The following is a 24,589-nucleotide window of genomic DNA, read 5'->3' on the forward strand; positions in this document are numbered from 1 at the left end:
CCGTTCCCGAGGATGGGCGTTTTTCTTTTGGGTGGAAGGCAGGGTTGCGGTTACATTGCCTTACGCGCCGTCCTTTCCTCGGCAGGCGCAGCCCGTCTCCCCCACCCGATGTCACGTTTCCGAATTGCGGCTGTAGTCCTGTCGATGTCGACGCTGGGTTTCCTGGCGGGACTGGCGGCCGGACGGCTGATTGAAGTCAGCCAGGTCGACGACAGGCTGTCCCGGCACAACACCCGACTGCTGGCGCAAGCCGTGCGCGTGTCGCAGGAAAGCCAGCGGCTGATCCAGGCCGCCACGCACAGCACCGACCTGTGCTCGGATTCCGACGTTGCCACGTTGCGGGTGCTGTTGTTCAACGCCACGTTCCTGCGCGACATCGGCCGCCTGCGCGACGGCATGCTGGTGTGTTCCGCCGCGTGGGGCGTGCTGGCGTCGCCCCACGCCTTGCCGCCCGCCTCTTTCACGACGCGCAGCGGCACCACCTTGTGGGTGGGGGCCGCCAACATCATCGATCGCCGCATCATCGGGGACATGGCGGCGCGCAACGACGTGGTGGTGTTCACCGCGCCGGGCGCGTTCGACGGATTTCCCGAACCCGGCTCGGCCATCGATTCCCTGCTTGTGACCCGCGATGGCGCGCACGTCTTCCGGCGGTTCGGCCGGACGGACGGCCTGGCGCTTTTCGGGGGCGCCAGCCCATCCGAAAACAGCCTGCGGGCCGAACGCCTGGTCGCGGAATGCGCCCCGCCCGCTGCGCCTGACATCTGCGCCGTGTCGCGCGTCAGCTCGCATGACTGGTTCACGTTGCCGGCGCTGATCCTGGCAGGCACGGGCGCGCTGGTCGGCGGCCTGCTGGCGGGCCTGTGCGTGCTGTGGCACCAGCAATCCAAGAGCGAACGGGCCGCGCTGCGCAAAGCCATCCGCCGCGGCGGCGTGCAGGTCCGCTACCAGCCGTTGCGGGAGCTGTCCACGCGTCGCCTGGTCGGTGTCGAGGCCCTGGCGCGCTGGCGCGGGCGCGACGGGTCGGCGGTGCCGCCGGCGCTGTTCGTGCCGCTGGCCGAAGAGATGGGGCTGGGCCGCGAATTGTCCCGCGTGGTGACGCAGATCGCCCTGCACGACCTGGCGGCCCGGCTGCGGGACGCGACCGGGTTCTACGTCAGCATCAATGTGTCCGCGGAAGATCTTCAGGATGACGCCTATCCCGACTTCCTGCTGCGCACGGTGAACGAGCAAGGTATCGCGCCGCCGCGCGTGGCGCTGGAGATCACCGAAGGCTCGCCGCTGTCGGACGGCCACGTGCGCGGCATCATCCGGACGCTGCGCACTCAGGGGTTCCGGATCCTGATCGACGACTTCGGCACCGGCAATTCCAACCTGAACTACCTGGCCGAAATGCAGGCCGACGCCATCAAGCTGGACCGCCGCTTCACCCAGGCCATCGGCGCGGAACCCGCGGGCACGCTCATCATCGACCACGTCATCGATATCTCGCGCGAGCTGGGCGTGGGGCTGATCGTCGAAGGCATCGAGACCGAAGACCAGGCGCAATACCTGATGTCGCGCCAGCCCGCGACCGTCGGCCAGGGCTGGCTGCTGGGGCGGGCGGTGCGGGCGGAAGACATCCCGCTGGCGTGACAGCGGGGCGGCAATCCGGCCCCGTATACTGGCGCGATGAAGCCACTGACCCGCACCTTGCTGGCTGCTTCGCTGCTGTCCGCGACGGCCGCCTTATGGCCCGCCACGGGCGCCGCAGCTGCGGCCGCCGCCGAAGCTCCTGCCGAAGCCTCCTCGGAAAGCCCCTCGCCGTTCCTGCATCACATGCAGGAAGCGCACCGCCTGATGGCGGAAAAGGACTGGCCCGCCGCCGATCAAGCGGCAGGCAAGGCGCTGGAGGCCGCGCGGGCGAACGAGAACAGCTACGAAGAATTCGACGCCGTCGCTACCGTTGTCGGCCTGCTGCACCGGCAGCAGCGCTATGCCGATGCGCGCCGCGCCGCCGAAGCGCAGATTGCGATCTTCGACAAGCGCGACGCCAGCCAGGACGCCATCACGCAGCTGCTGGTCATGGCGATCCGCGAGGGCGCGGCCGCAGGCGAAGCCGCGGACGTGGCGCGCCTGCAGGACAGGGTTTATGCGCAGGCCAACCCCTACCCCGGGCAATGGACGCGCGATGCCGCCGCGCACCGGCTGGACTATGCGCTGGCCGGCATGAGGCTGCCCCTGGCCGTCGGGCGCTGGGCGCTGGTGAGCTTCAAACCGGCGGACCAGCGCGGCGATCGCGCGCAACTGGACTACGTGCAGACGCTGGACGACGGGCGCGCGGTGACCGCCCGCGTGTGGATCGCCTATCGCGAAGACCTGCGCGCCAAGGACGCGCCGGCGCGGCGCGAGGCTCTGGCCAGGCGCATGGAGACGCCGGACGGCGACCTGGCGCCCGCGCCGGACGCGGAACCGGCGTTGCCGGACCTGCCGTTCAAGGACGCGGTTGCCGCCAAGCGCGCGCAGCAAGCCGAGTATCCGCGGGGCGTGGGCATCGAAGCGCAGTGGATCGCGGTGCGCGGCGACTGGCAGGTCGAAGCGCGGGCCTCGTTCGCAAAGGACAGGCAGCCGGAGGCCGTCGCCCAGTTGCGCGTGTTGTTCAACGCCATGGCGTGGGAACGCGACGTGCGCCTGTTCCGCAGCAAGACCATGGCCGAGCAAAGCCGCGAGATCGAATCCTATTGGTCGATGGCGCGCGATTGGCCGCAAGCGGCCACGTTGGCACAGGCCGCGCTGCCGGATGCGGCATTCCCGCTGGAGATCGCCCGGTTGAACACTGTGGCGGGCCGCGCGGCGTACGGGCGCGATGACCTGCCGACGGCGCGCCGCGATCTGGACGTGGCGCTGGCCGCCTGGGCGCACGCCGGCAAGGCATATCACGACGAAACGCTGTATCAGACGGCGCTCGACGTGGCCGCCGACGTCGCCTACCGCCAGGGCCGCACGCAAGACGCCGTGGCGTTTAGCCGGCAGTTCGTGGCTTGGGTGGGCGGTCTGGGTCCGGCCTGGTCGATGCCGGCGGGCGGCGCGGTGCTGCGCAATGCCGAGTCCGGCATGTCGCTGCCGCTACGGCTGGGCGATTTCCGCCTGGAACCCATCGATCCGAATCGCTTTTACTACCGCAATCTGAAGACGGGCGAACAGCTGGGCCTGGCGGTGGACCAGAACGCCGCGCTGCCGGACGAGACGCTGGAGGCGTCCATGCGGTCATTCATCGAAGACAAGCTGGGGCTGCGCATCCTGGACCTGGAGACGGCGGCGTTTTCTCCTGTTGCGCAGGCGGGCATTAGCGGTGAACCGCAAGGACGCAAGTGGACGTTCCAGGTCGAGGCCAGGCCGGACGACGGCCGCACGGTCGACCTGGGCGGCGGCCCGGCCGCCGCGCCGCCCGCCCGGATGGTGTTCTGGGTGGTGGACCGCGGCAACAGCCGGACCATCCTGCGCGCCCCGCTGCCGGCCGAAGGCGCGGCATCGGGCGCGGCAGGGTTCGCGCAGACGCTGGCCTGGTAGCCGCCTCTGCGTCTCTGCGCATCGGGCGGGGCGTCGGCCGGCGCCGTCACGTCCGCGGCGGCGCCTCGGCCGGCGGCGTGCCGTCATGGAACAGGCCCTTGAGCTGCGTGCGCAGCGCTGGCGAGTCCGTGTGCTTGTGCACCGTGGTGGCGTGCTGCACGGCGGCTTCCAGCAATTCGTCCTCAGTATCCGCCGCCAGCGCTACCGAGCAATTCATCTCGCTCGGGTACTCGCGGCAATCGATGTATTTACGGGTCATGGCGTTCTCCCTGCGCCGCGCGCTTCGGGGGCGGCTGGCGTGATGGAAAGTCCGACGCGCGGCGCGGAACGCATCGGGTCCGATGGCGCGTCGCAGCGCACCCGATGATGCAGAAAGTATAGGTCTGCGGGGGGCAGGCCAGGGGCCGGGAATGCGGGGTCGGCCCCCGTTTGCGAGCGGCTATTCGGCGTCTTCGATGGGGGTTTCGTGGGACACCGGCCGCCCCAGCAGATAGCCCTGGAAGTGCGAGCACCCTTCTTCGGTCAGACGGTCCAGCTGGGCCGCGGTCTCCACGCCTTCGGCGGTGGTGGGAATGTCCAGGCTGCGCCCGATGCCGTTGATGGCGCGGATGATGGCAAGCGCTTCCTTGCTGGATTCGACGTCCTGCGTGAACGACTTGTCGATCTTGATCTTGTCGAATTCGAACGAGCGCAGATAGCCCAGCGAGGAATAGCCGGTGCCGAAATCGTCGAGCGCCACTTTCACGCCCAGCTCCTTCAACTGGTTCAGCGTGTTCAGGTTGGCGGCCGAGTTCGCCAGCAACACGGATTCCGTGATCTCCAGCTCCAGCCGCCACGCCGGCAGGCCCGACTTGGACAAGGCGGATTCCACCAGCGACACCAGCGCGCTGTTCGTGAACTGGCTGGCCGACAGGTTGACGGCCACGGTTTCGTGGTCGTCCCAGCGCATGGCTTCCGCGCACGCGTCGTGCAAGGTGAAGGCGCCCAGTTCATGGATCAGCCCGGTCTCCTCGGCGATGGGAATGAAGTCGTTGGGCATGATCAGGCCCTTGACCGGATGCTGCCAGCGCATCAGGGCCTCGCGGCCCACCACGCGCACGTGGCTGACGTCCATGATGGGCTGGTAGTGCAGTTGCAGCTGTTGCCCCATGATGGCCTGGCGCAGGTCCATTTCGACTTCGTGCCGCTTGAGCGCCGCGGTCTCCATTTCGGGCTTGAAGAAGGCCAGGCAATTGCGGCCGTTGCGCTTGGCCTCGTACAAGGCCATGTCGGCGTAGCGCAGCAGGTGGTCGGCCGAGCAGTCGGGGGTATCCGCCAGCGCGATGCCGATGCTGACGCTGATGGGCACGGTATGGCCGTCGATCTCGAAGGGCTGGCGCACCGTTTCGAGCAGGCGCTCCGCCATCCTGCGCACGTCTTCCTGCTGGCCGATATTGGGCAGCACGATGGCGAATTCGTCGCCGCCCAGCCGGGCCAGCGTGTCCTGCTCGCGCAGGCTCTTGGGCAGGCGCTTGGCCAGCAGGCGCAGCAGCTCGTCGCCGTACGGGTGGCCCAGCGTGTCGTTCACGCTCTTGAAATTGTCCAGGTCCAGGCACAGCACCGCTGCCGTGCGGTCGGCGCTGCGGCTGTTCAGCGCCTTGAGCAGCTGTTCGCGGAACAGCCGCCGGTTGGGCATGCCGGTCAGGGTGTCGTGATGCGCCATGTAGCGCACCTGCGCATGGGCCGCGTTTTCGTCCGTGACGTCGTCCGAGATCAGCAACACGTAGCGCGACCGCGGATCGTTGCTGTGGAAAACCAGCGTCTTGGTGCGCAAGGTGCGCGTGCCGCGCGCCGTGGCCAGTTCCTCTTCCGCTTCGCGCAGGGCGCCGTCCGAACGCAGGGCCTCGTTGGTCAGCCGATCGAAGAATTCGCAGACGGCCGCCGGCAGGCATTGCTGCGCGGTCTTGCCGACGATGTCGGCGCGGTCGGCGCCGAAGGTCGCCTCGGCCTGCCGGTTGGCCAGGAGGATGGTGCGGGACACGGCATCCTGCACCAGCACGCAGGACGGAATGTGTGACACCACGGCGTCCAGGAAGCTCGATAGCGAGGTCAGTTCGGTGTTGTAGTGCTCGGCCAGTTCCTTGGCGCGCAGCACCTGTTGTTCGCGTTCGCGCCGCTCGGTGTTGTCGCGCGTGACTTTCGCGTAGCCGATCAGGGCGCCGTGGTCGTCATGGATCGCATCGATCACCACGTGCGCCCAGAACAGCGTGCCGTCCTTGCGCACGCGCCATCCTTCCGCCTCGAAGCGCCCGTGTTCGCGGGCATTGGCCAGACCCTGCTGCGGCAGCCCCGCCTCCTGGTCGCCGGGGCTGTAGAAGCACGAGAAGTGCCGGCCCACGATTTCTTCCTGCGAGTACCCCTTGGCGCGTTGCGCGCCGGCATTCCAGTTGGCGACCGTGCCATCCGGATGAAGCATGTAGATGGCATAGTCGACGACACCCTGCACAAGGTGCCGGTACATGACGTCGGAGTTGTCGATGATCATTGGATGTGGCGGGCAGGCGTGCCCGCCGCATGCATGTGAGCGCGCGCGAGGGCGGTCCCGCGGAAAGGCTGTGGATATACGGCTTTACGTCGGATGGGCCGCAATATTTAACGCGTTAGCGCAAAAAACGCGAATCTTGCGAATGTTGTCGCCGAAACTCATTTCTTTGCAATGCGCAGCCTGTCGCCGAGCCAGTCTGGGCGGGATTCAGGCTAGGCGTAGGACGCGATGATGGCTTTGGACTCCACCAGTTCGCTGACGATCCAGTCTTCCACCAGCTTGACCTGCCGCCGGTGGCGCAGGGCGGGACGGCGCACCAGGTAATACGACACCCCCGTCGGCACCGCCCGGCGCAGCGGGACGACGACCCGGCCATCCTGGATGGCCTGGTCGGCCAGCACGACGTCCGCGATGGCGACGCCCAGGCCGGCTTCGGCGGCGCTCAACGCCATGTCGAGCGCGTCGAAATCCAGGCCGCCGCGCGTGAACAGTTCGATGCCGGTCTTCTCGGACCACGTGATCCAGTCCTGATGGTCCGGCAAAGGGTGCAGCAGCGTGGACTCGCGCAGGCCGCGTTCGGGGTCGGCCGCATCGATATGGCCCGGCGCGCACACTGGTACGATCCACTCGGCGTAAAGCTCGGTGGCGTCCTCGTGCGAGAAATTGCCCAGCGCGTAGCGGATGCCCAGGTCGGAGTCGGTCTCGTCGGCCGTCATGTCGTTGAGCCGCGTGCGGACCACGACCTTGATCATGGGGTATTGCTCATGGAAGCGCCGCAGCCGGGGGAAAAGCCAACGCAGCGCGAACGTGGGGATCACCCGCAGCGTGACGATGTCCTGGTCGGTGTGCGTAGGGTCCAGGGCGTTGGCGATATGGTCGAACGCTTCCTTGACCGTCGTGGCCAGTTTGCGCCCGGCCTCGGTGATCTCCAGGCCGCTGTGCGTGCGCAGGAACAGCGTCTGCCCCAGTTGCTCTTCCAGGATGCGGACTTGGCGGCTGACCGCGCTTTCGCTGACATTCAGGATTTGGGCGGCCTTCTTGACGCTGGTGTGGGCGGCCACGACTTCAAAGCAGCGTAGCGCGTTCAGCGAGGGCAGGCGTCGGTGCATCCCGTTCTCCAGGGCGTTGGGGGTTAGGCTCGGCTCGGATCAAGGGGTACCGGCTGGCGCGCCGGCGGCATCATTCACTGGCTGCGCGGCTCGAGTATATTGCGCAGCCCTTCGCCGATGAAGTTCACGCTGGTCACGGTCAGCGCAATGGCGACGCCGGGCACGATGGCCAGCCACGGTGCTGAGGTCAGGTAGATCTGCGCGTTGTTCAGCATGTTGCCCAAGCTGGCCACCGGCGGCTGGATGCCATAGCCCAGGTAGCTGACATAGGATTCAAGCAGGATGGCGCGAGCCACGTTCAGCGTGGCGACGATGATGATGGGCCCCATGGCGTTCGGCAGCAGTTCGACGACCATGATGCGCAGCCCGGAGGCGCCGGCCGTCCGGGCCGCCGCGGCATACTCGGTGTTGCGCAGCGACCGGTACTGGCCTTCGACCAGGCGGGCGACTTCCATCCAGCAGGTGGCCGAGATCAGGATGGTGGTCGAGACGATGCCCGGCTTGACCAGCAAGGCCAGGGCCAGGATCAGGAAAATGGTCGGGAACGCCAGCATGGCGTCGACGAAGCGCATCAGCAGAGCACCCACGAAGCCGCGCCGGTAGCCGGCGATCATGCCCACGATGGTGCCGATGACGACCGATATCAGCATGGCCGCGAACCCGATCGTCAGCGAAATCCGCCCGCCGGCCATCAGGCGGGCCAGCACGTCGCGGCCCAGTTCGTCCGTGCCCAGCAGGTGCCCGCTGGTCAGCGGAGGCGCGAAGCGGTTCAGCACGTCGATATAGCTGGCGTCCAGCCGCAAGACCAGCGGCCCGGCAAAACACAGGATCACCATCAGGGCGATGGTCACGACGCCGGCGGCCGCCAGCTTGTTGCGGGTCAGGCGGCGCCAGCCGGCACGCAGCGGGCCGGGCGGACAGTACGGACCGGCCGCTGCGGCCGGATCGGAGATTCCAGGGGCTTTCATCATGCTCAGTCCATCCGAATACGAGGATCGGCGATGGCGTACAGCACATCGGCCAACAGCGAGCCCAGCATCACCATGATGGCGGACAGCATCAGAATGCCCATGACCACGGGGTAGTCGCGGTATTCCAGCGAATCGAAGAACAACCGGCCCATGCCGGGCCAGCTGAAGACCGTTTCGGTGATCAGTGCGCCGCCCAGCAAGGTCGGGAACTGCAGGCCCACGAGGGTGATCATGGGCAGCAGCGCATTGCGCAGCGCATGCGACAGGATGATGGCGCGCCCGCCCGCGCCTTTGGCGCGCGCGGTGCGGATGTAGTCCTGCTCCAAGGTTTCGATCATTGACGACCGCATGAAGCGCGCCCACACCGCGGTCTCGACCAGCGCCAGCACCATGACCGGCGCGATCATGTGATGCGCCAGGTCCAGGAACGAGCCGTCGCCGAACGTCTGCTGATTGCCGGCGGGCAGCCAGCCCAGTTTGATGGAGAACAGGTAGATCGCCATCAGGCCGAACCAGAACGTCGGGATGGACAGCGCGATCATCGCGCCCACCGACGACAGCGCATCCATCAGCGAGTGCCGGCGGACCGCGCCCCAGATGCCGATCATGCCGCCCAGCAGCGCGGCGATGACGGTGGATACCGCCATCAACGACAAGGTCGCGCCGATATGCGAACCGATGGTGGCCAGCACGCCGATGCCGTCACGGTAGGACGCGCCCCAGTCGCCGCGCAACATGCGCAGCAGCCAGTCTCCGTACTGGATGAGGAAAGGGCGGTCCAGGCCCATGCTGCGGGTCAGGCGGTCGATGTCCTCTTGCGCCATGTTCGACGACTGCGCCAGCTGGGACAGCGGGCCGCCCGGCGACAGGTAGAGGATGCCGAATCCGATCAGGGAAACCAGCAAGAGCAGCACCAGGGACTGGCCGCCGCGCTTGAGCAGATACTGGATCATCTGGAGGCTCCGGCCCGTCAGCTTGCCCAATACCAACTGCGCATGTTCCAGCAGTTGGACGAGCTGTTGATATTGTTTTCGTAGCCGACGAGCTTTTCCTTGACGGCCTCGATGATGACGGTCTGGGACACCGGCAATAGCACCAGGTCGGTTCTGACGATCTCCTGGATCCGATGATAGATGCGTTTGCGCTCATCCAGGTTGAATTCCCGGGTGCCCTGCACCAGAAGCTGATCCATTTCGGGGTTCTGGTACTGGTAGGTATTCAGGCCGCTGCCGCCCTTGGCGGGAATCGATGCGCTGGAGAAGCGCGCGGTCACGTCGGGGTCGCTGCCCTGAAGGAAGTTGGACGCCACCATGACCGACTGGTATTGCGACTTTTGCCAGAAGTTGCCCCAGATGACGGCCGCCGGCATGTTCTCGATGCTCATCTCCACGCCGATCTGCCGCCAGTCCTGCATCAGGAGTTGCTGCGATTGCTCGCGCGCCTGCGCGCCCGCCGTCGTGGAATTGGAGAACGCCAGGCGTTGGCCGTTCTTCACGCGGATGCCGTCGCTGCCCGGCACCCAGCCCGCCGCGTCCAGCAGGGCGCGCGCGGCCTGCGGGTCGTACCGGTGCGCCGGCAGCGTATCGTTGTACGCCCAATGGCCCTTGGGGACATAAGACTCCGTCGGCAGCGGACGGCCCTGGTAGATGGCCTTGATGCGGGCTTCCTTGTTCATGCCCAGATACAGGGCTTCGCGCACCGACTTGTCCGCGAAGGGGGCAAAGCCCAGGTTCAGCGCCACGTGTTCGATGAAGGGGGTGGGCACCGGCATGATGCGCGCCCCGCGCAGCTTGGCGGCCTCCTGCTCGAAACTGGGCTGGATGCCCGACAGCCCCAGGTAATCGATCTGGCCGCTGCGGAACTGCGTGTACAGCATGGTCTGGTCGGGGATGTATTTGAAGATGACGCGCAGCAGATAGGGGCCCTGGCCATGGTAGGCCGGGTTGCGTTCCAGCTGGATGTGGTCGCCGGCGCGGCGGCTGCCCCAGCGGAAGGGGCCCGTCCCGACAGGCGCCTGGTTGTAAGGCGCGGTGTTGGGATCGGCGGCCGTGGCAAGCAGGTGCTCGGGGACCATGAAGGTCTGCGACAGCACCGACATGTAGGGCGTGAAGCTGCTTTCCATGCGCCAGTGGATCTCGTCGTCCGCCACCACGGTGATGTCGCGCACCAGCGCATGCCCGACGCGGTTGCGCGCCCGGAACGCCGGATTGTTGATCAGTTCCAGCGTGTATTTGACGTCGCGCGCCGTGAACGGCTTGCCGTCGTGCCACGTGGCGTTCGTCTTCAGCTTCACCTTCCAGGTCAGGCCATCCGCCGACAGCCCGCCATTGGCGACCGACGGCACGTCGCGCGCCAGGTCCGCCACGGTATTGCCTTGCGCGTCGATGAACCACAGGGTGCTGAACAGCTGCCACCAGACGCCCTGGTCGACTTCGCTGCCCGGCATCAGCGGATTGAATACCGTGGGTTCCTGCGAAATGCCGGCGATCACCTGGCCGCGCGGCGCGGCGGGCGGCGTGGGCGCCGGTTGCGCCCACGCGGGTGCGGCCAGCAGCGTGCCGGCGGTGGCCGACAGTTTCAGGAAATCCCGCTTGGAGAGCTTATGGTGGATCATGGCGTCCGTTTCCCCGTTGTGGTTTGCTTGGTTGTTATGTACGGCAATCAGGCGGATCTGAGCGTGGCGCGGTCCGGCGACAAGGCCTCGGGCGTCAAGCCCTGCGCGCGCAACGCGTCGGGAAGCGCCTTGCGCTGGGCCAACGCCGCCACGGCCTGCCCCATCGCGGGCGAGGTCAGCACGCCGCAACCGCCCAGCGCCGCGTACCAGATGAAGTCGGGGCTGTCGCTGCGCGCGCCGCAGACGGGATTGCGGTCACGCACGTAGCTGCGCACGCCTGCCCAGACGCTGATGGGCCGCGGAACGCGCAACGCCGTTTCCTGTTCGATGTTGTAGATGCCCTGGGCCACGTCCAGCTCGTCCGGATAGACCTCGCCGGGCGCGACCGGCTGCGCGTCGGCAGGCGAACCCATGAAGCAGCCGTGTTCCGGCTTGACGTACCACTGGTAGTCCGCGTTGCACACGTGCGGCCAATGGGCGCCTTCGGCGCCTGGCAGCAGCGGGAAGGTGAAGGCGGTGCGCTTGTACGGCGTGATGCCGATGGGCGCTACGCCCGCCAGGTGGGCGACGGCGTCGGCCCAGCCGCCCGAGGCGTTGACCATGACGCTGGCGGTGTAGTCCTCGTCCTGGGTGCGAATGCGCCATTTTCCTTCCTGCCGTTCGATGGCCAGCACCGGCGTATTCGTGGCCAGCACCGCGCCGTTGCGCTTGGCGCCCTTGAGGTAGGCCTGAAGCAACGTGTTCACATCGATGTCCTGCGCGTCGGTCTCGTGGACACCCAGGTCGAACTTGTCGGCCAGCAGCGCAGGGAACAGGGCCATGGCCTGATCGCGATCCACCCATTCGGCGGTGCCACCCGCTTGCCCGATGCGTTCGTGCAGCTTGTCCAGCACGGCCTTCTGGCTGTGGCGGCCGAGCGTGAGGCTGCCGCGCGGCTCGATCAGGGGCAGTTCGGCGAAACCCGCCGGCGGCGCCTGGAAGAACGCCCGGCTGGCCGCAGCCATGGCGCGCATCTGGTCGGCGGAAATGCCGACGGTGAACTGGCCCGCCGTGCGGCCCGAGCTATGGAATCCGAAATGCGGCTCTTGTTCGATCAACGCCACTTTCCCGGCCTGGGAAAGAAAGTAGGCGGCCGCCGCGCCTGAAATCCCGCCGCCGACGATTGCAAAATCCACGTGCATCCTGTGTTCCCCTGTCATCTGGAAGACCGCCGGTTCTGTGACGCGGCGCCGGGCTGATCCCGGAATGACCCGATTGAATCCCAACGCCTTCGGCAGTGTCGAGTCGAATAAATGGAATCGAAACCGCAATAATCTGCACCGGGTCGGGGTTCGCCTGGGCGCGGCCAAAAGCGCTACGGGAAAACCATGACCGGCTGCGAGGGATTCCTTGCGGCGTGCCCGACCCGCGCCCATCGGTCGTTCTATTAATTGCATCCAGCCCTCGATTTTTTGACATCGACGGGGCCGCGCCTTTTGCGCGATCCTGCTTGCCAATGAAGCACTCCTGGATGAAAACCGACATGAACGACAACACGCGCCAACGCGGCGGCCGGCAAGCCATCTACTCGGGCAGCGAGTATGAACGCACTTACAGCTATGCGCGCGCCGTCGCGCTGGACGGCCACGTCCGCCTGTCCGGAACGACGGGCTACGACTACGTTGCCGACGTGCTGGCCGACGGCGCCCGCGCGCAGACCGAGCAGATCTTTCGCAACGCGCAGCGGGCGTTCCAGCACGCTGGCGCATCGCTGCGCGACGTGGTGCGGGTGCGAATCTATATCGCCCGGGCCGAGGACTACGACGCCGTCATGGAGGTGTACGCCGAGACGTTCCGCGGCGTGGATCCGGCTTGCACGACCGTGCAGGCGGGGTTGTTCGATCCCGCCATCCGGGTCGAGATCGATATGGACGCCATCGTCGATGCCGCCGCTTAACCTGTTGCGCCATGCGCCGGCGGACGCGGTGTCGCGCCTGCTGGACAGGACCGAGCCGCTGCCCGCGAGCGCCGACGTCGTCATCATCGGCGGCGGCATCATGGGTTGCAGCGCGGCCTGGTATCTGTCCCGCGCCAACTTGAAAGTGGTGCTGCTGGAAAAGAACCGGATCGCTTCGCAGCAGTCAGGACGCAACTGGGGGTTCGTCCGTTCGCTGTACCGCGATCCGGCCGAGCTTGCTTTGGCCGCCCAGGCGCTGTCGCTTTGGCCCGGATTGCGGGCGGAGCTGGGCCATGAGACGGGCTGGCGGCGCAGCGGTTGCCTGTTCCTGTGCGCGGACGAGGCCGAGCGACGGTCCTACCAGGCATGGTTGGCCGAGGCCGGCGGCCGTGTCAGCGACACGCGGATGCTGAGCGCCGACGAGGTGGCGGCAAGGTTCCCCCTGGTATCGCCGCGCACGGAAGGCGGCATCATCGCCGAATCGGACGGCCAGGCCGAACCCACGCTGGCGACCTCGGCTTTCGCCCGGGCGGCCATCGGCGCCGGCGCGGTGGTGCTGGAGGACTGCGGCGTCAGCGCCCTGGACGTCGCCGGCGGCAGTGTGCGCGGCGTGCTGACCGAGCACGGCCCGGTGCGCGCGCCCATCGTCATCTGCGCGGCCGGCGCGCAGACTTTCCGCCTGTTGCAGGGCCTGGACGTGCAACTGCCGCAAAAGGTCGTGCGCAGCACGGTATCGCTGACCGCGCCCCTGCCCGCCATGGGTCTGCCTTGCTTTGTCGGCTACGGGCTGGGCCTGCGCCAGCGTCCGGATGGCTCCTGCATCATCGCCACCGATGCCGGCACGGATATCGACCTGACGCTGGATTCCCTGCGCGCGTCGCGGTATTTCGTGCGCGAAGTGGTCCGCAACCGCAAGGGCTTTTCGTTCCGCCTGGGCAAGCCCTTCATCAACGACCTGCATACCCGGCTATCCGTGCCGAAGGCGGATTGGGCGATCAAGCCCCGCGATCCGGAGATCGCGCCCAACACGCACCGCGTGCGCGACAACCGCAAGCGGTTCGCCGAGCTGTTCGCGGGAATGCCGCCGGTCGAGATCGTGAAGTCCTGGGCCGGAAACATCGATGTGATGCCGGACGCGTTGCCGGTGATCGACGCGGCCTGGCCCGCCAGCGGCCTGATCATCGCCACGGGCTTTTCCGGCCATGGCTTCGGGTTGGGCCCCGCCGTGGGCAGCACGCTTGCCGCCCTGGCCCGCGGCGCCGAACCCAAGACCGACCTGGCGCCGTTCTCGGCCGACCGTTACCTGCGGGGGGCGTACTCGCGCCCCTACGCGGCCATCTGATACCCGGAGCAATGATGTCCGATACCGTCCTGCCCAACCCCAGCCATGCAGAACTGCTGCGCGTCGCCGCCGCCCTGCGCCTGCCCGACCGCGCCTTCATCGACGGCGACTGGTCGGCGTCCGACAACGGGGCCCTGATCGAGACCAGCAGCCCCGCCACCGGCGCCGTGCTGAGCACATTGGCGCATTGCGGCCAGAAGGACGTGGACCGCGCCGTAGCGGCCGCCCGATGGTCTTTCCGCAGCGGCGCCTGGTCGCGCTGCGCGCCCGAAAAGCGCAAGGACGCCCTGCTGAAACTGGCGGCGCTGATCCGGCGCGACGGGGTCAGGCTGGCGGTCATGGAAAGCCTGGAAAGCGGCAAACCCATCCGCGATTGCCTGCGCGAGATCACGCAGGAAGTCCCGGCCATCTTCCAGTGGTACGGCGAACTGGTCGACAAGAGCTACGGCCACGTGGCGCCGACCGGGCAGGAAGACTGCGCGATGGTCGTGCGTGAACCCATCGGCGTCGTGGCGGCCGTGCTGCCCTGGAACTTCCCCCTGCTGATGGCGACCTGGAAGCTGGCGCCGGCGCTGGCCAGCGGTTGCTCGGTCATCGTCAAGCCGGCCGAAGAGACCTCGCTGACCGCGTTGTCGCTGGCCGCGCTGGCGATCGAAGCGGGGATACCGGCGGGCGTGCTGAACGTGCTGACGGGGCCGGGCGAGACAACGGGGCGGCTGATCGGCCAGCATCCCGACATCGATTCCGTGTCGTTCACCGGCTCCACGGACGTCGGCCGGCTGTTCCTGCAATACGCGGGTTCCAGCAACCTGAAAACCGTCGGCCTGGAGATGGGCGGAAAAAGCCCCTTCATCGTGCTTGACGATGCGGACCTGACCGAAGATCTGATCGACAATGCGGTGATGGCCGCGTTCTGGAACGGCGGACAGAATTGCTCGGCCAACATGCGCCAGCTGGTCGCGCGGTCGCGGCAGGACGCCTACGTGGAGAAGATCATCGCCCGCACCAAGCAGATCGTGATCGGCGATCCCCTGAACCCGGCGACCGACATGGGGCCGCTGATTTCCGCGGGCCAGCGCAACCGCGTGCTGTCCTATGTGGCCAAGGGCGTGGAGGAAGGCGCGCGGCGCGTGCTGGATGCCGGCGGCGCCCCGCTCGGACGGGGCCATTATCTGGGCCCCACGGTGTTCGCCGACCTGCGTCCCGAGATGACGATCGCGCGCGAAGAGATTTTCGGGCCGGTTCTGGGTGTGCTGCCGGTCGACAGCATGGACCAGGCGCTGCAGATCGCCAATGGCACCGATTACGGCCTGCATGCCACCGTCTACACGCGCGACCTGGATCGGGCGATGTACTTCGCGCGTCGCCTCGAGTGCGGGACGGTTGCCGTCAACGGGTTCACGGAAGGCGACATCAAGACCCCCTTCGGCGGCTACCGCCGTTCGGGTTCGCTCGCCCGCGACAAGGGTTTGGAAGCCATGGCGCAATACCAGCAGATCAAGACCATCTGGCTTCGCCTGTCCGCAATGGGGCTGAACGCGTGAACGCGCCCGTGCTACGCGTCGCCGGCCTGCATACCCGGTTCCGGGTGCCGGACGGCTGGAAGACGGTCGTCAACGGGTTGGACTTCGAGGTCGCGCCGCGCGAGACGCTGGCCGTCGTCGGAGAGTCCGGGTCGGGCAAAAGCGTGACCGCCATGTCCATCATGCGCCTGCTCAATCCGCGCGACACGCAGCTCTCGGGCAGCGTCCTGCTGGGCAGCCGCGACCTCCTGGCGTTGCCCGAAAGCGAGATGCGCAAGATCCGCGGCGCGGATATCGCCATGATCTTCCAGGAGCCGATGACCAGCCTGAATCCGGTGCGCACCATCGGATTCCAGGTGGGCGAATCGCTGATGCTGCATCGTGGCCTGGACTGGTCCGCGGCCCAGGCCGAGGCGCTGCGCCTGCTGGAGAAGGTGCGCATCCCGGCGGCGGCGACCCGTTTGAAGGATTACCCGTTCCACCTGTCGGGGGGCATGCGCCAGCGCGTCATGATCGCCATGGCGCTGGCCTGCCGGCCCCGGCTGCTGATCGCCGATGAGCCGACCACGGCGCTGGATGTCACCATCCAGGCGCAGATCCTGGCGCTGATCCGCGAGTTGCAGCAGGAAGACGGCATGTCGGTGCTGTTCATCACGCATGACATGGGCGTGGTGGCGGAAGTCGCGGACCGGATGGTGGTCATGTGCGGCGGAGAGCAGATCGAATGCGGCGAGACCGCCCGCATTTTCCAGGCGCCCGCCGAGCCCTATACGCGGGCCCTGCTGGCTGCCGTGCCGCGCCTGGGCGCCATGAAGGCCGTGGCGCGGCCGCTGCCGTTCCCGGCCATCGACCGGCAGACGGGCGCCAGGACGCCGGCCGCCGAAGTCGCCGACACCGTGCGTGCGGACGCCCCGCCTGCGCTGGAAGTGCAGGGGCTGACCATGCGCTACCGCATGGGTTCGGGCTTGCTCGCGCGGGATCGCGGGATGGTGCATGCGGTCGAGAACGTTTCGTTCAGCGTGCAGCCCGGCGAAACCCTGGCGCTGGTGGGCGAGTCAGGCTGCGGCAAGTCGACGATCGGCCGCAGCATCATGAACCTGCTGACGCCGACCTCGGGCCATGTGCGGGTCAATGGCCAGGATATCCATGCCGCCGGCGGCCGGGACCGCGGCGCCATGGCGCGCCATGTGCAGATGGTGTTCCAGGACCCGTTCTCCAGCCTGAACCCGCGCAAGACCGTCGCGGCGGCCGTGGCAAGCCCCTTGATCGTGAACAAGGTCTGCAAGGGCGAGGCGCTGCGCGCCCGCGTCGCCGAACTGCTGGCCTGCGTGGGGCTGGACAGCGCCGCCGGCCAACGGTATCCGCAGGAGTTCTCAGGCGGGCAGCGGCAGCGCATCTGCATCGCGCGCAGCCTGGCGCTGGGCCCCTCGCTGCTGGTGGCCGACGAGGCCGTGTCGGCGCTGGACGTGTCCATCAAGGCGCAGGTCATCAACCTGATGCTGAAGCTGCAGCAGGACATGGGGCTGGCGTATCTGTTCATCTCGCACGACATGGCCGTGGTCGAACGCGTCAGCCATCGCGTGGCGGTGATGTACATGGGCGAAATCGTCGAGATCGGCTCGCGCGCCGCCGTGCTCTACGATCCCAGGCATCCCTACACCCGGCGCCTGCTGGACGCGGTCCCGGTGGCCGACCCGGGCGCGCCGCGGGCGCCGCGCAACCTGGCCCAGGACGAGATCCGGCACACGTTGCGCCCGCCCGGCTACACGCCGCCCCGGCGGCGCTACCAAGAGGTCGCGCCAGGACATTTTGTGATGCGGGACGACTGACGTCGCGCAGCCCGCGCCCGCCTTGCCTCCATGAATTCGAAACTGGAACTTTCCATGCCCATGACTCCCGCCCTGAAATCGCACCTGATGCGGTTCTACGACGGCACCCTCCTTCCCGACGAACTGACGCTGGCGCTGTCGAGCGACCCGGGCTGGTTCGCCGCCGACACCGTGGCGCGCGGCCAGCGCGTGCGCGACTTGCCGTTGCGACCCGGCGGGCTGCCGGGCTTGCGCATCCAGGACCAGGGACGCGTCTTCGACCTGTACGACTACCTGGCGGCCAATGGCGTGGCCGGCCTGATGGTGATGAAGGACGGGCAGGTCGCGTTCGAGACCTACCAGCGCGGCATCTCGCCGGAAACCCGCTGGAACTCATGTTCGCTGGCCAAGTCGGTGGCGGCCACCCTGGTGGGCGTGGCGCTGAAAGAAGGCCTGATCGATTCGCTGGACGATCCGGTGACGAAGTACGCGGACCTGGGCGGCGTCTACCGCGAGGTCTCGCTGCGGCAGATGTTGCGCATGTGCTCGGGCGTGCAGTGGAATGAAGACTACGGCGATCCGGCTTCCGAGCGCCGCCAGTTGCTGGATATCCAGACCCGCTGGCAGCCGGGCGGCATCCGCGACTTCATGAAGCAGTTGCCGGCGCGGCAGCCGGCAGGCCAGGCCTGGGCGTACAACACAGGTGAATCGTATCTGCTGAGCGCGGTGATGGAAGGCGCAACCGGCCAGCGCCTGGCCGACTACCTGCAATCACGGCTGTGGTCGCGCATCGGCATGGAATCCGACGCCACCTGGTGGGCGGAATGCCCCGGGGGCATGACGATTTCAGGCAGCGGCATGAACGCCACGATGCGCGACTACGCGCGCTTCGGGCAATTCGTGCTGGAAGGCGGGCAGCTGGACGGCGAACGCCTGCTGCCGGATGATTGGGTAGCGCAGGCGGGCGCCCCGTACCGCATCGGCGACACCGAGATTCCGTACGGCTACATGTGGTGGGTGCCGGAATTGAAGGACCCCGCCTTGGCGGGCGCCTTCCAGGCAGAAGGGATCTACGGCCAGTTCATCCATATCAATCCGGCGCACAGGCTCGTCGCGGTGGTGCTGAGCGCGCGCGGCAAGCCCAGCTACAAGAAACGCGTCGAGATCAATGACGACGCGTTCTTCGCCGCGCTGGCCAGGGCATTCTGATCGGGGCTCGCCCTACAGCTTCACGCGCTGCTTGAGCGCTTGCGCGATCATCCCGATATCGATGTCCTTGCCGGGGTTCTTCTGGCAGAAGTCGTACAGCACCGCCACGTAGGCGTTGCCCAGCAGCTTGGTGATGGCGCCTGCGGTGGTGGCGGCGATGGTGCCGCCCACCGCGCTGCCCGCGCTAGGAATGAATTTCAGCATGCCCGACACCAGTGAGCGGCCGATCAGCGTGGCCGCCGATGCGCCCAGCGTGGACGTGACGAGCGTGGTGATCGCGGTGGTGTCCAGCTCCATGCCGAACGTGATGCCGATCTTGGCGATCATGCCCACCTGGATGGGCACCAGCGCGAACGCGTCCGAGAACGGGATGGGGGCGGCGGCAGCCGATGCGGCCAGGCCAGCCGCGACGTTCACCTCTATCTCAGCCCGCTTTTTTTTTACTTCCAGGGCCTTCTTGTTGCGGGTGGACAAGGCATTGGCGTAGGCACGCTGCTGGCCTTCGGGAATGTATTCGGCGGTGACCCCGATCAGCGCGTCCAACCCCATCGGCGGCAGTTCGGCATCCAGTTCTTCGATCCATTCTGGCAGCGCGCGCACCGCCACGACGTCCTTGGCGCGCGGCAGCAGCTTGCGCGCTTCGTCCACGAAGGGACTGTTCTTGCGGGCCTTGGTCAGCACCGCGATGACCGGGATGCCGGCGTTGGCGAGCATATCGCACAGTTCGATCTCGGCGTCTTCCACCCGATGGCTGCTGTCCTGGATGCAAAGCCAGGCCACGTGCAGATGCTTGTCCTGGTCGTCGGACGCGGCGCGCTCCTGGATCAGGTCGGTCAGTTGCTGGCGCGATCGCGCGTAGTCGCCGACTTCCAGCCCGCGCGTGTCGATGATGGTGAGCGGATGGCCGGGCTTGGTGTAGGCCTGGGTTGACTGGGTGACGGGCTTGCCCGCGCCCGTCCTGGCCAGTTCGCCACGGAACACCGCGTTGATCAGCGTGCTCTTGCCCACGCCCGTCTTGCCGGCGATCAGGATGTTCACGCGGCCGGCGCCACGGGTCGCCGTGCTGATGGCGTCGGCGATGGCGTCCTGCAGGGCGGGAGAGTCGGGGCGGAGGGCGTTCATCAATCAGTCGCGAAAAAAGCCTGGGAGTGTGGGGAACGATATCAGATGCGTCCGATTTGCGCGTGCTTATCGAGTTTCAGGCGCGGCCTGGGAGAAGATCCCGGTGCATATTGATGCAAAGGTGGTGCGAAACACGCTAACGCGGGGGGGCATATGAACCAGGAGACGTCGCCATTGCGGCGCGGTTTGAACGAGCGGCATATCCGTTTCATGGCGTTGGGGTCGGCGATCGGCACCGGGCTGTTCTACGGGTCGGCGGGCGCGATCCAGCGCGCGGGCCCGTCGGTGCTGCTGGCCTATCTGATCGGCGGCGCCGCCATCTTCCTGACGATGCGCGCGTTAGGCGAAATGGCCGTCAGGACGCCGGTTTCAGGGTCGTTCGGTCACTACGCCACGCGCTATCTGGGCCCCTACCTGGGTTTCCTGACCGGCTGGAGCTACGCGTTCTCGATGCTGATGGTGTGCCTGGCCGACGTCACCGTCTTCGGCCTGTACATGAGCTTCTGGTACCCCGACGTGCCGCGCTGGGTCTGGGTGCTGTCGATCGTGTGCTTCATCGGCGCGATCAACCTGTGTTCGGTCAAGGTGTTCGGCGAACTGGAGTTCTGGCTGTCGCTGCTGAAGATCGTGGCCATCATCGCCATGATCGTGGCGGGGCTGGGTGTGCTGCTGGCGGGCATTCAGCCGGGCGGCGCCGCGGCGGCGGACTCCTCCGGCTTCTCCAACCTGTGGCGGCACGGCGGTTTCTTCCCGAACGGCGTGCAGGGCATGATCGCGTCGTTTTCGGTGGTGATGTTCGCCTTCGGCGGGATCGAAGTCATCGGCATGACAGCCGGCGAAGCGCGCGATCCCCAACGCATGATCCCCCGGGCCATCAATTCGGTTCCGCTGCGCATCTTGTTGTTCTATGTGCTGACCTTGACGGTGCTGATGGCCATCTTCCCGTGGCCCGGCATTACGGGCGAGAGCAGTCCCTTCGTGCAGATTTTCAGCCGGCTGGGACTGACTTCCGCGGCGTCGGTGTTGAACCTGGTTGTGATATCAGCCGTGATATCGGCCATCAACAGCGACATCTTCTCCACGGGGCGGATGCTGTACGGCATGGCCGCCAACGGCCAGGCGCCCAGGGTGTTTTCCCGGTTGTCGCGCTTTGGCGTGCCGTGGATGACGGTGCTGGTGATGGGGGTGGCGTTGCTGGGCGGGGTGGTGCTGAACTACCTGTTGCCCGGCAAGCTGTTCATGGCCTTCGCGTCGATGGTCACGTTTTCGGTCGTATGGGTGTGGTTGATGATCCTGTTGTCCCAGGTGGCCATGCGGCGCAGCCTGAGCGGGCCCGAAGCCGCCGCACTGCACTTCCCGGTGCCGTTCTGGCCTTACGGTCAGGTATTCGCCATCGTCTTCATGCTCTTCATCTTCATCGTGCTGGGCGTATTCCCGGATACGCGCCTGGCGCTCTTTGTCGGCATGGGCTGGTTGGCCCTGCTGAGCGCGGCCTACTGGCTGTGGGCGCGGCCTGCCCGTTCCGGCCGCCAACCGCCATCACTCGAGCATCCGTGATTTTTCAGGAGGAACCATGTTGTCGAACCGTCATGAATTCGAACTTCCCGCCTCGCTGATCGAGGCCTTTCAGGAAGATGGCGCCGTCTGCGTGCGCCAGCTGTTCACGCCTGACGACGTCGCGCTGCTGACGCGCGGCATCGAATCGAACCTGGCTGCGCCCAGCCCGCGCGCCAAGGTGGCCAGCACCGCCGATGACCCCGGCTGGTTCTTCGAGGATTTCTGCAACTGGACCGAGAACGACGACTACCGCCGATTCATCTTCGACAGCTGTGTCGGGTCGGTCGCCGCGCAGTTGATGGGCTGCCCAAGCGCGCGCCTGTATCACGACCATCTGCTGGTCAAGGAACCCAACACGCGCCAGCCGACGCCGTGGCATCAGGACCAGCCCTACTACAACGTGGAAGGCCGGCAGAACTGCAGCATGTGGATGCCGGTGGACCCCGTGGCACGCGAGTCCACGCTGGAGTTCGTGGCCGGATCGCACCGGGGCCCGTGGCTGATGCCGCGCACGTTCCTGGACAACCAGGCAAGGTGGTTTCCCGAAGGCAGCCTGACGGAGCTGCCGGACATTGAATCGAACCGTTCGGCCTGGAACATTCTGGGTTGGGAACTGCAACCTGGCGACGCAGTGTTCTTTCATATGCTGACCTTGCACGCCGCGGGCGGCGTAGGGGGTAACCGGCGTCGGCGCGCGTTTTCGCTGCGCTTCCTGGGTGAGGACATGCGGCACGCGCCACGCCCGTGGCGGACGTCGCCGGAGTTTCCGGGCCTGGCCGACACCTTGCCCGCCGGCGCGGCATTGGCGCATCCGTTGTTTCCGGAACTCTGGCCCCGCGGCGGCGCCTGATTCACTTTCAATATGCTGTCGCTTTGGCGCAAAAGGTAATGGAACGTACGAGCGCGCGGCGCGCCGCGCGCGTACGAGAGGTGCCTGATAACCGGTGCTTCTGCACGGTAATGGTGCATATTCCGGCGCGTTGATCCGCAGGGTTCCGGAATGTGGGATATCGCCAGGCTCTCTGGAAAAACAGGCAAAAAAAGGGCGCGAACAGCAGCCCTCAATGCTGTTACATCTCAAATGTTTCGAACCCGCCGTTGCGGGGGGCGCCTGCGTAGAATCAGCCGCTCGTAAGGTTTCGCCGCGCTTTCAGCGGCACAGTTCATGCCCCGTTTTGCCCTCGTTTCCCGCCTGCTTTGCTCGCGTCCCTTGACCAAGGGCTTCCGATATTTTTACCGCTATACGCGCGCCGGGGCCTATCGGCACAACGAGACGCTGTGGCCACTAGTGAAGGTGCGGCGCGAGGGCAGCGAACGGTTGGTGGCATGCGATCTGGTGGGTGTGAAAGGTCCCGGCACCGTGCCGATGGACGCCGTGCCGCGCAACATCGCCGGCGACGCGCACCTGATCCTGAGCGGGCCGTCGGTCGCGCAGATCGACTACGCGCAATGCCGGCTTGGCGCCGTCATGGGCGTCAACGGTTCCATCGCGCTGCGCCGCCAGCATCCCACCTTGCGCTTTGACTACTACGCGATGCTGGATGCCGGATTCGTCAAACGCCGGCGCGATCTGGTGGCCGAGGTGCTGTCGCAGGATCTCTTGCTGTTCGTGACGCCCGAGGTGTACCGCTGGATTGCGTTTCTGTTCGCCGCGGACGACATCCGCTGCCGCATCGTCCTTTTTGAAGAAGTGCATCAACGCGCGCTGCAGGCGCGGGCCACGCCCGAAGCGCTTGAAGCGCAGTTGGCGCACGACCCGGAACTGGTGCTGTTCGACGCGCGCAATCCGCAGCACGCGCACGGCTTCAGCCTGAACCCCGCCCGCGGACTGTTCGGCGGAGGAACCGTCGCCTACACCGGCTTGCAATTGCTGGCCTGGATGGGCGCCCGCACCCTGTATCTGCACGGCCTGGACCTGACGGCCAGCGCCGGGCCGCGCTTCTATGAAAGCGCAGGCGCCCAGCTGGCCACCGCGCTGGACCGTCAATTCGCAGGCCACATCGAACCCGCGTTCCGCCAGGCCAGCCGGCTGCTGAGCGCGCGTGGCGTCAAGGTCTACAACCTGTCTGCCGGCAGCCGCCTGGGCGACGACGTGTTCGAAAAATGCCATTGGAGCTGTTTGCTCAATCAAGGGGAATCCCCGCCTTCCCCGCATCCGCTCTCGGGCCTGACATCATGAAGATCCTCTACACCAACTTTCACCAAGGCGACGGCGGCGGGCATACCACCTACGTCATGTCGCTGGCGCGCATGCTGCGCCAGCGCGCCCAGATCACCGTGGCCGCGCCGCGCGGCAGCCGCCTGCTGGCCGAGGCCGACGCCTTGCCCGGCGTGCAGTCGATCGACCTGGAATTCAAGGGGCGGCCGTTCCAGCAACTGAGCGCGTTGCGCCGCTTGCGCGCGCTGCTGCGCAAGGAACATTTCGACGTGATCCATGTGAATGGGTCGGCCGACCATCGCCTGTGCATGCTGGCCACGATGGGCATGGGCGCCAAGCGCCCGTTCATCGTCTATACGCAGCACACCGACCGTACCGCCAACAGCCTGGGCGTGCGCATGCGGGCCAAATGGGGCACGAACCGCGTCATCTGCGTCTGCGGCCACACCTTCCGCCGCATGAAGGAATCCGTCTTCCGCGACGAAGACCTGCGGGTGGTGCACAACGGTGTCGACACGGCGCAATTCCGGCCGGCCAGCGCCCAGGCTTCGGAACAGGCGCGCGCCGCGCTGCTGCCTGCCGCCTTGCGGCGCCGGCTGGTGATCGGCAGCAATGCCGGGACGGCCAGCTACAAGAACTGGCTGGACATGGTGACCGCCGTGTCGTTGCTGCCCGACTATTTGCGCGATCAGGTCGTGATCATGATCGCCGGCAAGGAACCCGACGACGAGCAGCGCCGGCGCGTGATCGAACTGGGCATGGCGGACCAGGTGGTGTTCACCGGCCTGCTGGAAGACGTGGGGCCGTTCCTGGCCGCGCTGGACGTCGGTTTCGTGCTGTCGTCGCGGTTGGAGACGATCTCGTTCGCCTGCCGCGAAATGATGGCATCCGGCAAGCCGGTCATCGTCAGCAAGATAGGGGGCCTGACCGAGAACGTCACGGATGGCCGCAATGGCTGGGTGGTGCCCCCGGGGTCCGTCAGCAGCGTGGTCAAGATCGTCAGCGAGATCCTGAAGAACCGCGACCTGGTGGCGCAGATGGGCATCGACGCGCGCAACACGGCGAAGCGGGAATTCTCGCTGGCGCAGTTCGTCGGCCGCACGGAAAAGGTCTACCTTGAACGCCGACTGGGCTCGGACGGCCACCTGCGACTGACGTCGTAACGCG

At 66.8% G+C, this 24,589-nt stretch carries 19 protein-coding genes; 11 read left to right on the plus strand and 8 right to left on the minus strand.

Annotated elements, in window-relative coordinates:
• The first annotated feature begins 144 nt into the window (after nucleotides 1–144).
• Both ACO6D5_RS12680 and ACO6D5_RS12685 read left to right on the plus strand, forming a co-directional pair.
• A complete protein-coding gene (locus ACO6D5_RS12680; RefSeq protein ID WP_485825570.1) occupies nucleotides 145–1,635 on the plus strand; it encodes an EAL domain-containing protein in 1,491 nt (496 codons plus the stop codon).
• A gap of 36 nt (nucleotides 1,636–1,671) precedes the next feature.
• A complete protein-coding gene (locus tag ACO6D5_RS12685) occupies nucleotides 1,672–3,549 on the plus strand; it encodes a hypothetical protein (protein ID WP_485825571.1) in 1,878 nt (625 codons plus the stop codon).
• Between the two features lie 46 nt (nucleotides 3,550–3,595).
• Here ACO6D5_RS12685 and ACO6D5_RS12690 read toward each other — a convergent pair whose 3' ends face one another.
• The 7 genes from ACO6D5_RS12690 to ACO6D5_RS12720 all read right to left on the minus strand — a co-directional run bounded on the left by ACO6D5_RS12690 (nucleotide 3,596) and on the right by ACO6D5_RS12720 (nucleotide 11,942).
• Nucleotides 3,596–3,808 (minus strand): DUF1059 domain-containing protein, encoded by a 213-nt coding sequence (locus tag ACO6D5_RS12690; protein ID WP_315528611.1) that lies wholly within the window; start codon nucleotides 3,806–3,808, stop codon nucleotides 3,596–3,598.
• A gap of 180 nt (nucleotides 3,809–3,988) precedes the next feature.
• Nucleotides 3,989–6,073 (minus strand): putative bifunctional diguanylate cyclase/phosphodiesterase, encoded by a 2,085-nt coding sequence (locus tag ACO6D5_RS12695; RefSeq protein ID WP_485825572.1) that lies wholly within the window; start codon nucleotides 6,071–6,073, stop codon nucleotides 3,989–3,991.
• Between the two features lie 212 nt (nucleotides 6,074–6,285).
• Nucleotides 6,286–7,182 carry a LysR substrate-binding domain-containing protein gene (locus tag ACO6D5_RS12700; RefSeq protein WP_315528614.1) on the minus strand — a complete coding sequence of 299 codons (897 nt, stop codon included), beginning with the start codon at nucleotides 7,180–7,182 and terminating at the stop codon, nucleotides 6,286–6,288.
• A 74-nt stretch (nucleotides 7,183–7,256) separates the two neighbouring features.
• Nucleotides 7,257–8,153, minus strand: coding sequence for an ABC transporter permease (locus tag ACO6D5_RS12705; RefSeq protein WP_315528616.1), 897 nt, complete (start codon nucleotides 8,151–8,153; stop codon nucleotides 7,257–7,259).
• Between the two features lie 2 nt (nucleotides 8,154–8,155).
• Nucleotides 8,156–9,106, minus strand: a complete 951-nt coding sequence (locus ACO6D5_RS12710; RefSeq protein WP_485825573.1) for an ABC transporter permease — start codon at nucleotides 9,104–9,106, stop codon at nucleotides 8,156–8,158.
• A 17-nt stretch (nucleotides 9,107–9,123) separates the two neighbouring features.
• The gene (locus ACO6D5_RS12715; RefSeq protein WP_485825574.1) at nucleotides 9,124–10,767 is read right to left on the minus strand and encodes a peptide ABC transporter substrate-binding protein; all 1,644 of its coding nucleotides are present in this window, start codon (nucleotides 10,765–10,767) and stop codon (nucleotides 9,124–9,126) included.
• A gap of 47 nt (nucleotides 10,768–10,814) precedes the next feature.
• Nucleotides 10,815–11,942, minus strand: a complete 1,128-nt coding sequence (locus ACO6D5_RS12720; protein ID WP_485825575.1) for an NAD(P)/FAD-dependent oxidoreductase — start codon at nucleotides 11,940–11,942, stop codon at nucleotides 10,815–10,817.
• A 347-nt stretch (nucleotides 11,943–12,289) separates the two neighbouring features.
• On the opposite strand from ACO6D5_RS12720, the gene ACO6D5_RS12725 reads away from it, so the two are divergent.
• Genes ACO6D5_RS12725 through ACO6D5_RS12745 form a run of 5 tightly spaced genes read left to right on the plus strand, consistent with a single transcriptional unit; the run spans nucleotide 12,290 to nucleotide 18,585 of the window.
• Nucleotides 12,290–12,703 (plus strand): Rid family hydrolase, encoded by a 414-nt coding sequence (locus tag ACO6D5_RS12725; protein WP_315528621.1) that lies wholly within the window; start codon nucleotides 12,290–12,292, stop codon nucleotides 12,701–12,703.
• Nucleotides 12,690–14,045: an FAD-dependent oxidoreductase gene (locus ACO6D5_RS12730; RefSeq protein WP_315528622.1), complete on the plus strand. Its 1,356-nt coding sequence runs from the start codon at nucleotides 12,690–12,692 to the stop codon at nucleotides 14,043–14,045. The genes ACO6D5_RS12725 and ACO6D5_RS12730 overlap by 14 nt, the downstream gene beginning before the upstream one ends.
• A 14-nt stretch (nucleotides 14,046–14,059) precedes the next feature.
• The gene (locus ACO6D5_RS12735; RefSeq protein ID WP_485825576.1) at nucleotides 14,060–15,589 is read left to right on the plus strand and encodes an aldehyde dehydrogenase family protein; all 1,530 of its coding nucleotides are present in this window, start codon (nucleotides 14,060–14,062) and stop codon (nucleotides 15,587–15,589) included.
• Nucleotides 15,586–17,397: an ABC transporter ATP-binding protein gene (locus tag ACO6D5_RS12740; protein WP_485825577.1), complete on the plus strand. Its 1,812-nt coding sequence runs from the start codon at nucleotides 15,586–15,588 to the stop codon at nucleotides 17,395–17,397. Before ACO6D5_RS12735 ends, ACO6D5_RS12740 begins: the two co-directional genes overlap by 4 nt.
• A gap of 54 nt (nucleotides 17,398–17,451) precedes the next feature.
• Nucleotides 17,452–18,585 (plus strand): serine hydrolase, encoded by a 1,134-nt coding sequence (locus ACO6D5_RS12745; RefSeq protein WP_315528625.1) that lies wholly within the window; start codon nucleotides 17,452–17,454, stop codon nucleotides 18,583–18,585.
• Nucleotides 18,586–18,597: 12 nt separating this feature from the next.
• Here the strand turns inward: ACO6D5_RS12745 and ACO6D5_RS12750 are convergent, their stop codons facing one another.
• Nucleotides 18,598–19,707 carry a YcjF family protein gene (locus ACO6D5_RS12750; RefSeq protein ID WP_485825578.1) on the minus strand — a complete coding sequence of 370 codons (1,110 nt, stop codon included), beginning with the start codon at nucleotides 19,705–19,707 and terminating at the stop codon, nucleotides 18,598–18,600.
• A gap of 153 nt (nucleotides 19,708–19,860) precedes the next feature.
• Here ACO6D5_RS12750 and ACO6D5_RS12755 point away from each other — a divergent pair, with 153 nt between their 5' ends.
• From ACO6D5_RS12755 to ACO6D5_RS12770, 4 genes are all read left to right on the plus strand, one after another.
• Nucleotides 19,861–21,264 carry an amino acid permease gene (locus ACO6D5_RS12755; protein ID WP_485825579.1) on the plus strand — a complete coding sequence of 468 codons (1,404 nt, stop codon included), beginning with the start codon at nucleotides 19,861–19,863 and terminating at the stop codon, nucleotides 21,262–21,264.
• A gap of 16 nt (nucleotides 21,265–21,280) precedes the next feature.
• Nucleotides 21,281–22,114 (plus strand): phytanoyl-CoA dioxygenase family protein, encoded by an 834-nt coding sequence (locus tag ACO6D5_RS12760; RefSeq protein ID WP_315528628.1) that lies wholly within the window; start codon nucleotides 21,281–21,283, stop codon nucleotides 22,112–22,114.
• Nucleotides 22,115–22,429: 315 nt separating this feature from the next.
• Complete coding sequence (locus ACO6D5_RS12765) at nucleotides 22,430–23,443, plus strand: hypothetical protein (protein ID WP_485825580.1); 1,014 nt, start codon at nucleotides 22,430–22,432, stop codon at nucleotides 23,441–23,443.
• A complete protein-coding gene (locus tag ACO6D5_RS12770) occupies nucleotides 23,440–24,585 on the plus strand; it encodes a glycosyltransferase (RefSeq protein WP_485825581.1) in 1,146 nt (381 codons plus the stop codon). Before ACO6D5_RS12765 ends, ACO6D5_RS12770 begins: the two co-directional genes overlap by 4 nt.
• Nucleotides 24,586–24,589 lie beyond the last annotated feature (4 nt).

The sequence above is a fragment of the Achromobacter sp. genome, assembly GCF_057314935.1.

Excerpts from the sequence above, each read along its gene's own strand:
- ACO6D5_RS12680 (WP_485825570.1), top strand. The coding sequence starts at position 145 with ATGTCGACGCTGGGTTTCCTGGCGGGACTGGCGGCCGGACGGCTGATT.
- ACO6D5_RS12685 (WP_485825571.1), top strand. The coding sequence starts at position 1,672 with ATGAAGCCACTGACCCGCACCTTGCTGGCTGCTTCGCTGCTGTCCGCG.
- ACO6D5_RS12690 (WP_315528611.1), bottom strand. The coding sequence starts at position 3,808 with ATGACCCGTAAATACATCGATTGCCGCGAGTACCCGAGCGAGATGAAT.
- ACO6D5_RS12695 (WP_485825572.1), bottom strand. The coding sequence starts at position 6,073 with ATGATCATCGACAACTCCGACGTCATGTACCGGCACCTTGTGCAGGGT.
- ACO6D5_RS12700 (WP_315528614.1), bottom strand. The coding sequence starts at position 7,182 with ATGCACCGACGCCTGCCCTCGCTGAACGCGCTACGCTGCTTTGAAGTC.
- ACO6D5_RS12705 (WP_315528616.1), bottom strand. The coding sequence starts at position 8,153 with ATGATGAAAGCCCCTGGAATCTCCGATCCGGCCGCAGCGGCCGGTCCG.
- ACO6D5_RS12710 (WP_485825573.1), bottom strand. The coding sequence starts at position 9,106 with ATGATCCAGTATCTGCTCAAGCGCGGCGGCCAGTCCCTGGTGCTGCTC.
- ACO6D5_RS12715 (WP_485825574.1), bottom strand. The coding sequence starts at position 10,767 with ATGATCCACCATAAGCTCTCCAAGCGGGATTTCCTGAAACTGTCGGCC.
- ACO6D5_RS12725 (WP_315528621.1), top strand. The coding sequence starts at position 12,290 with ATGAACGACAACACGCGCCAACGCGGCGGCCGGCAAGCCATCTACTCG.
- ACO6D5_RS12730 (WP_315528622.1), top strand. The coding sequence starts at position 12,690 with ATGCCGCCGCTTAACCTGTTGCGCCATGCGCCGGCGGACGCGGTGTCG.
- ACO6D5_RS12735 (WP_485825576.1), top strand. The coding sequence starts at position 14,060 with ATGTCCGATACCGTCCTGCCCAACCCCAGCCATGCAGAACTGCTGCGC.
- ACO6D5_RS12745 (WP_315528625.1), top strand. The coding sequence starts at position 17,452 with ATGCCCATGACTCCCGCCCTGAAATCGCACCTGATGCGGTTCTACGAC.
- ACO6D5_RS12750 (WP_485825578.1), bottom strand. The coding sequence starts at position 19,707 with ATGAACGCCCTCCGCCCCGACTCTCCCGCCCTGCAGGACGCCATCGCC.
- ACO6D5_RS12755 (WP_485825579.1), top strand. The coding sequence starts at position 19,861 with ATGAACCAGGAGACGTCGCCATTGCGGCGCGGTTTGAACGAGCGGCAT.
- ACO6D5_RS12760 (WP_315528628.1), top strand. The coding sequence starts at position 21,281 with ATGTTGTCGAACCGTCATGAATTCGAACTTCCCGCCTCGCTGATCGAG.
- ACO6D5_RS12765 (WP_485825580.1), top strand. The coding sequence starts at position 22,430 with ATGCCCCGTTTTGCCCTCGTTTCCCGCCTGCTTTGCTCGCGTCCCTTG.
- ACO6D5_RS12770 (WP_485825581.1), top strand. The coding sequence starts at position 23,440 with ATGAAGATCCTCTACACCAACTTTCACCAAGGCGACGGCGGCGGGCAT.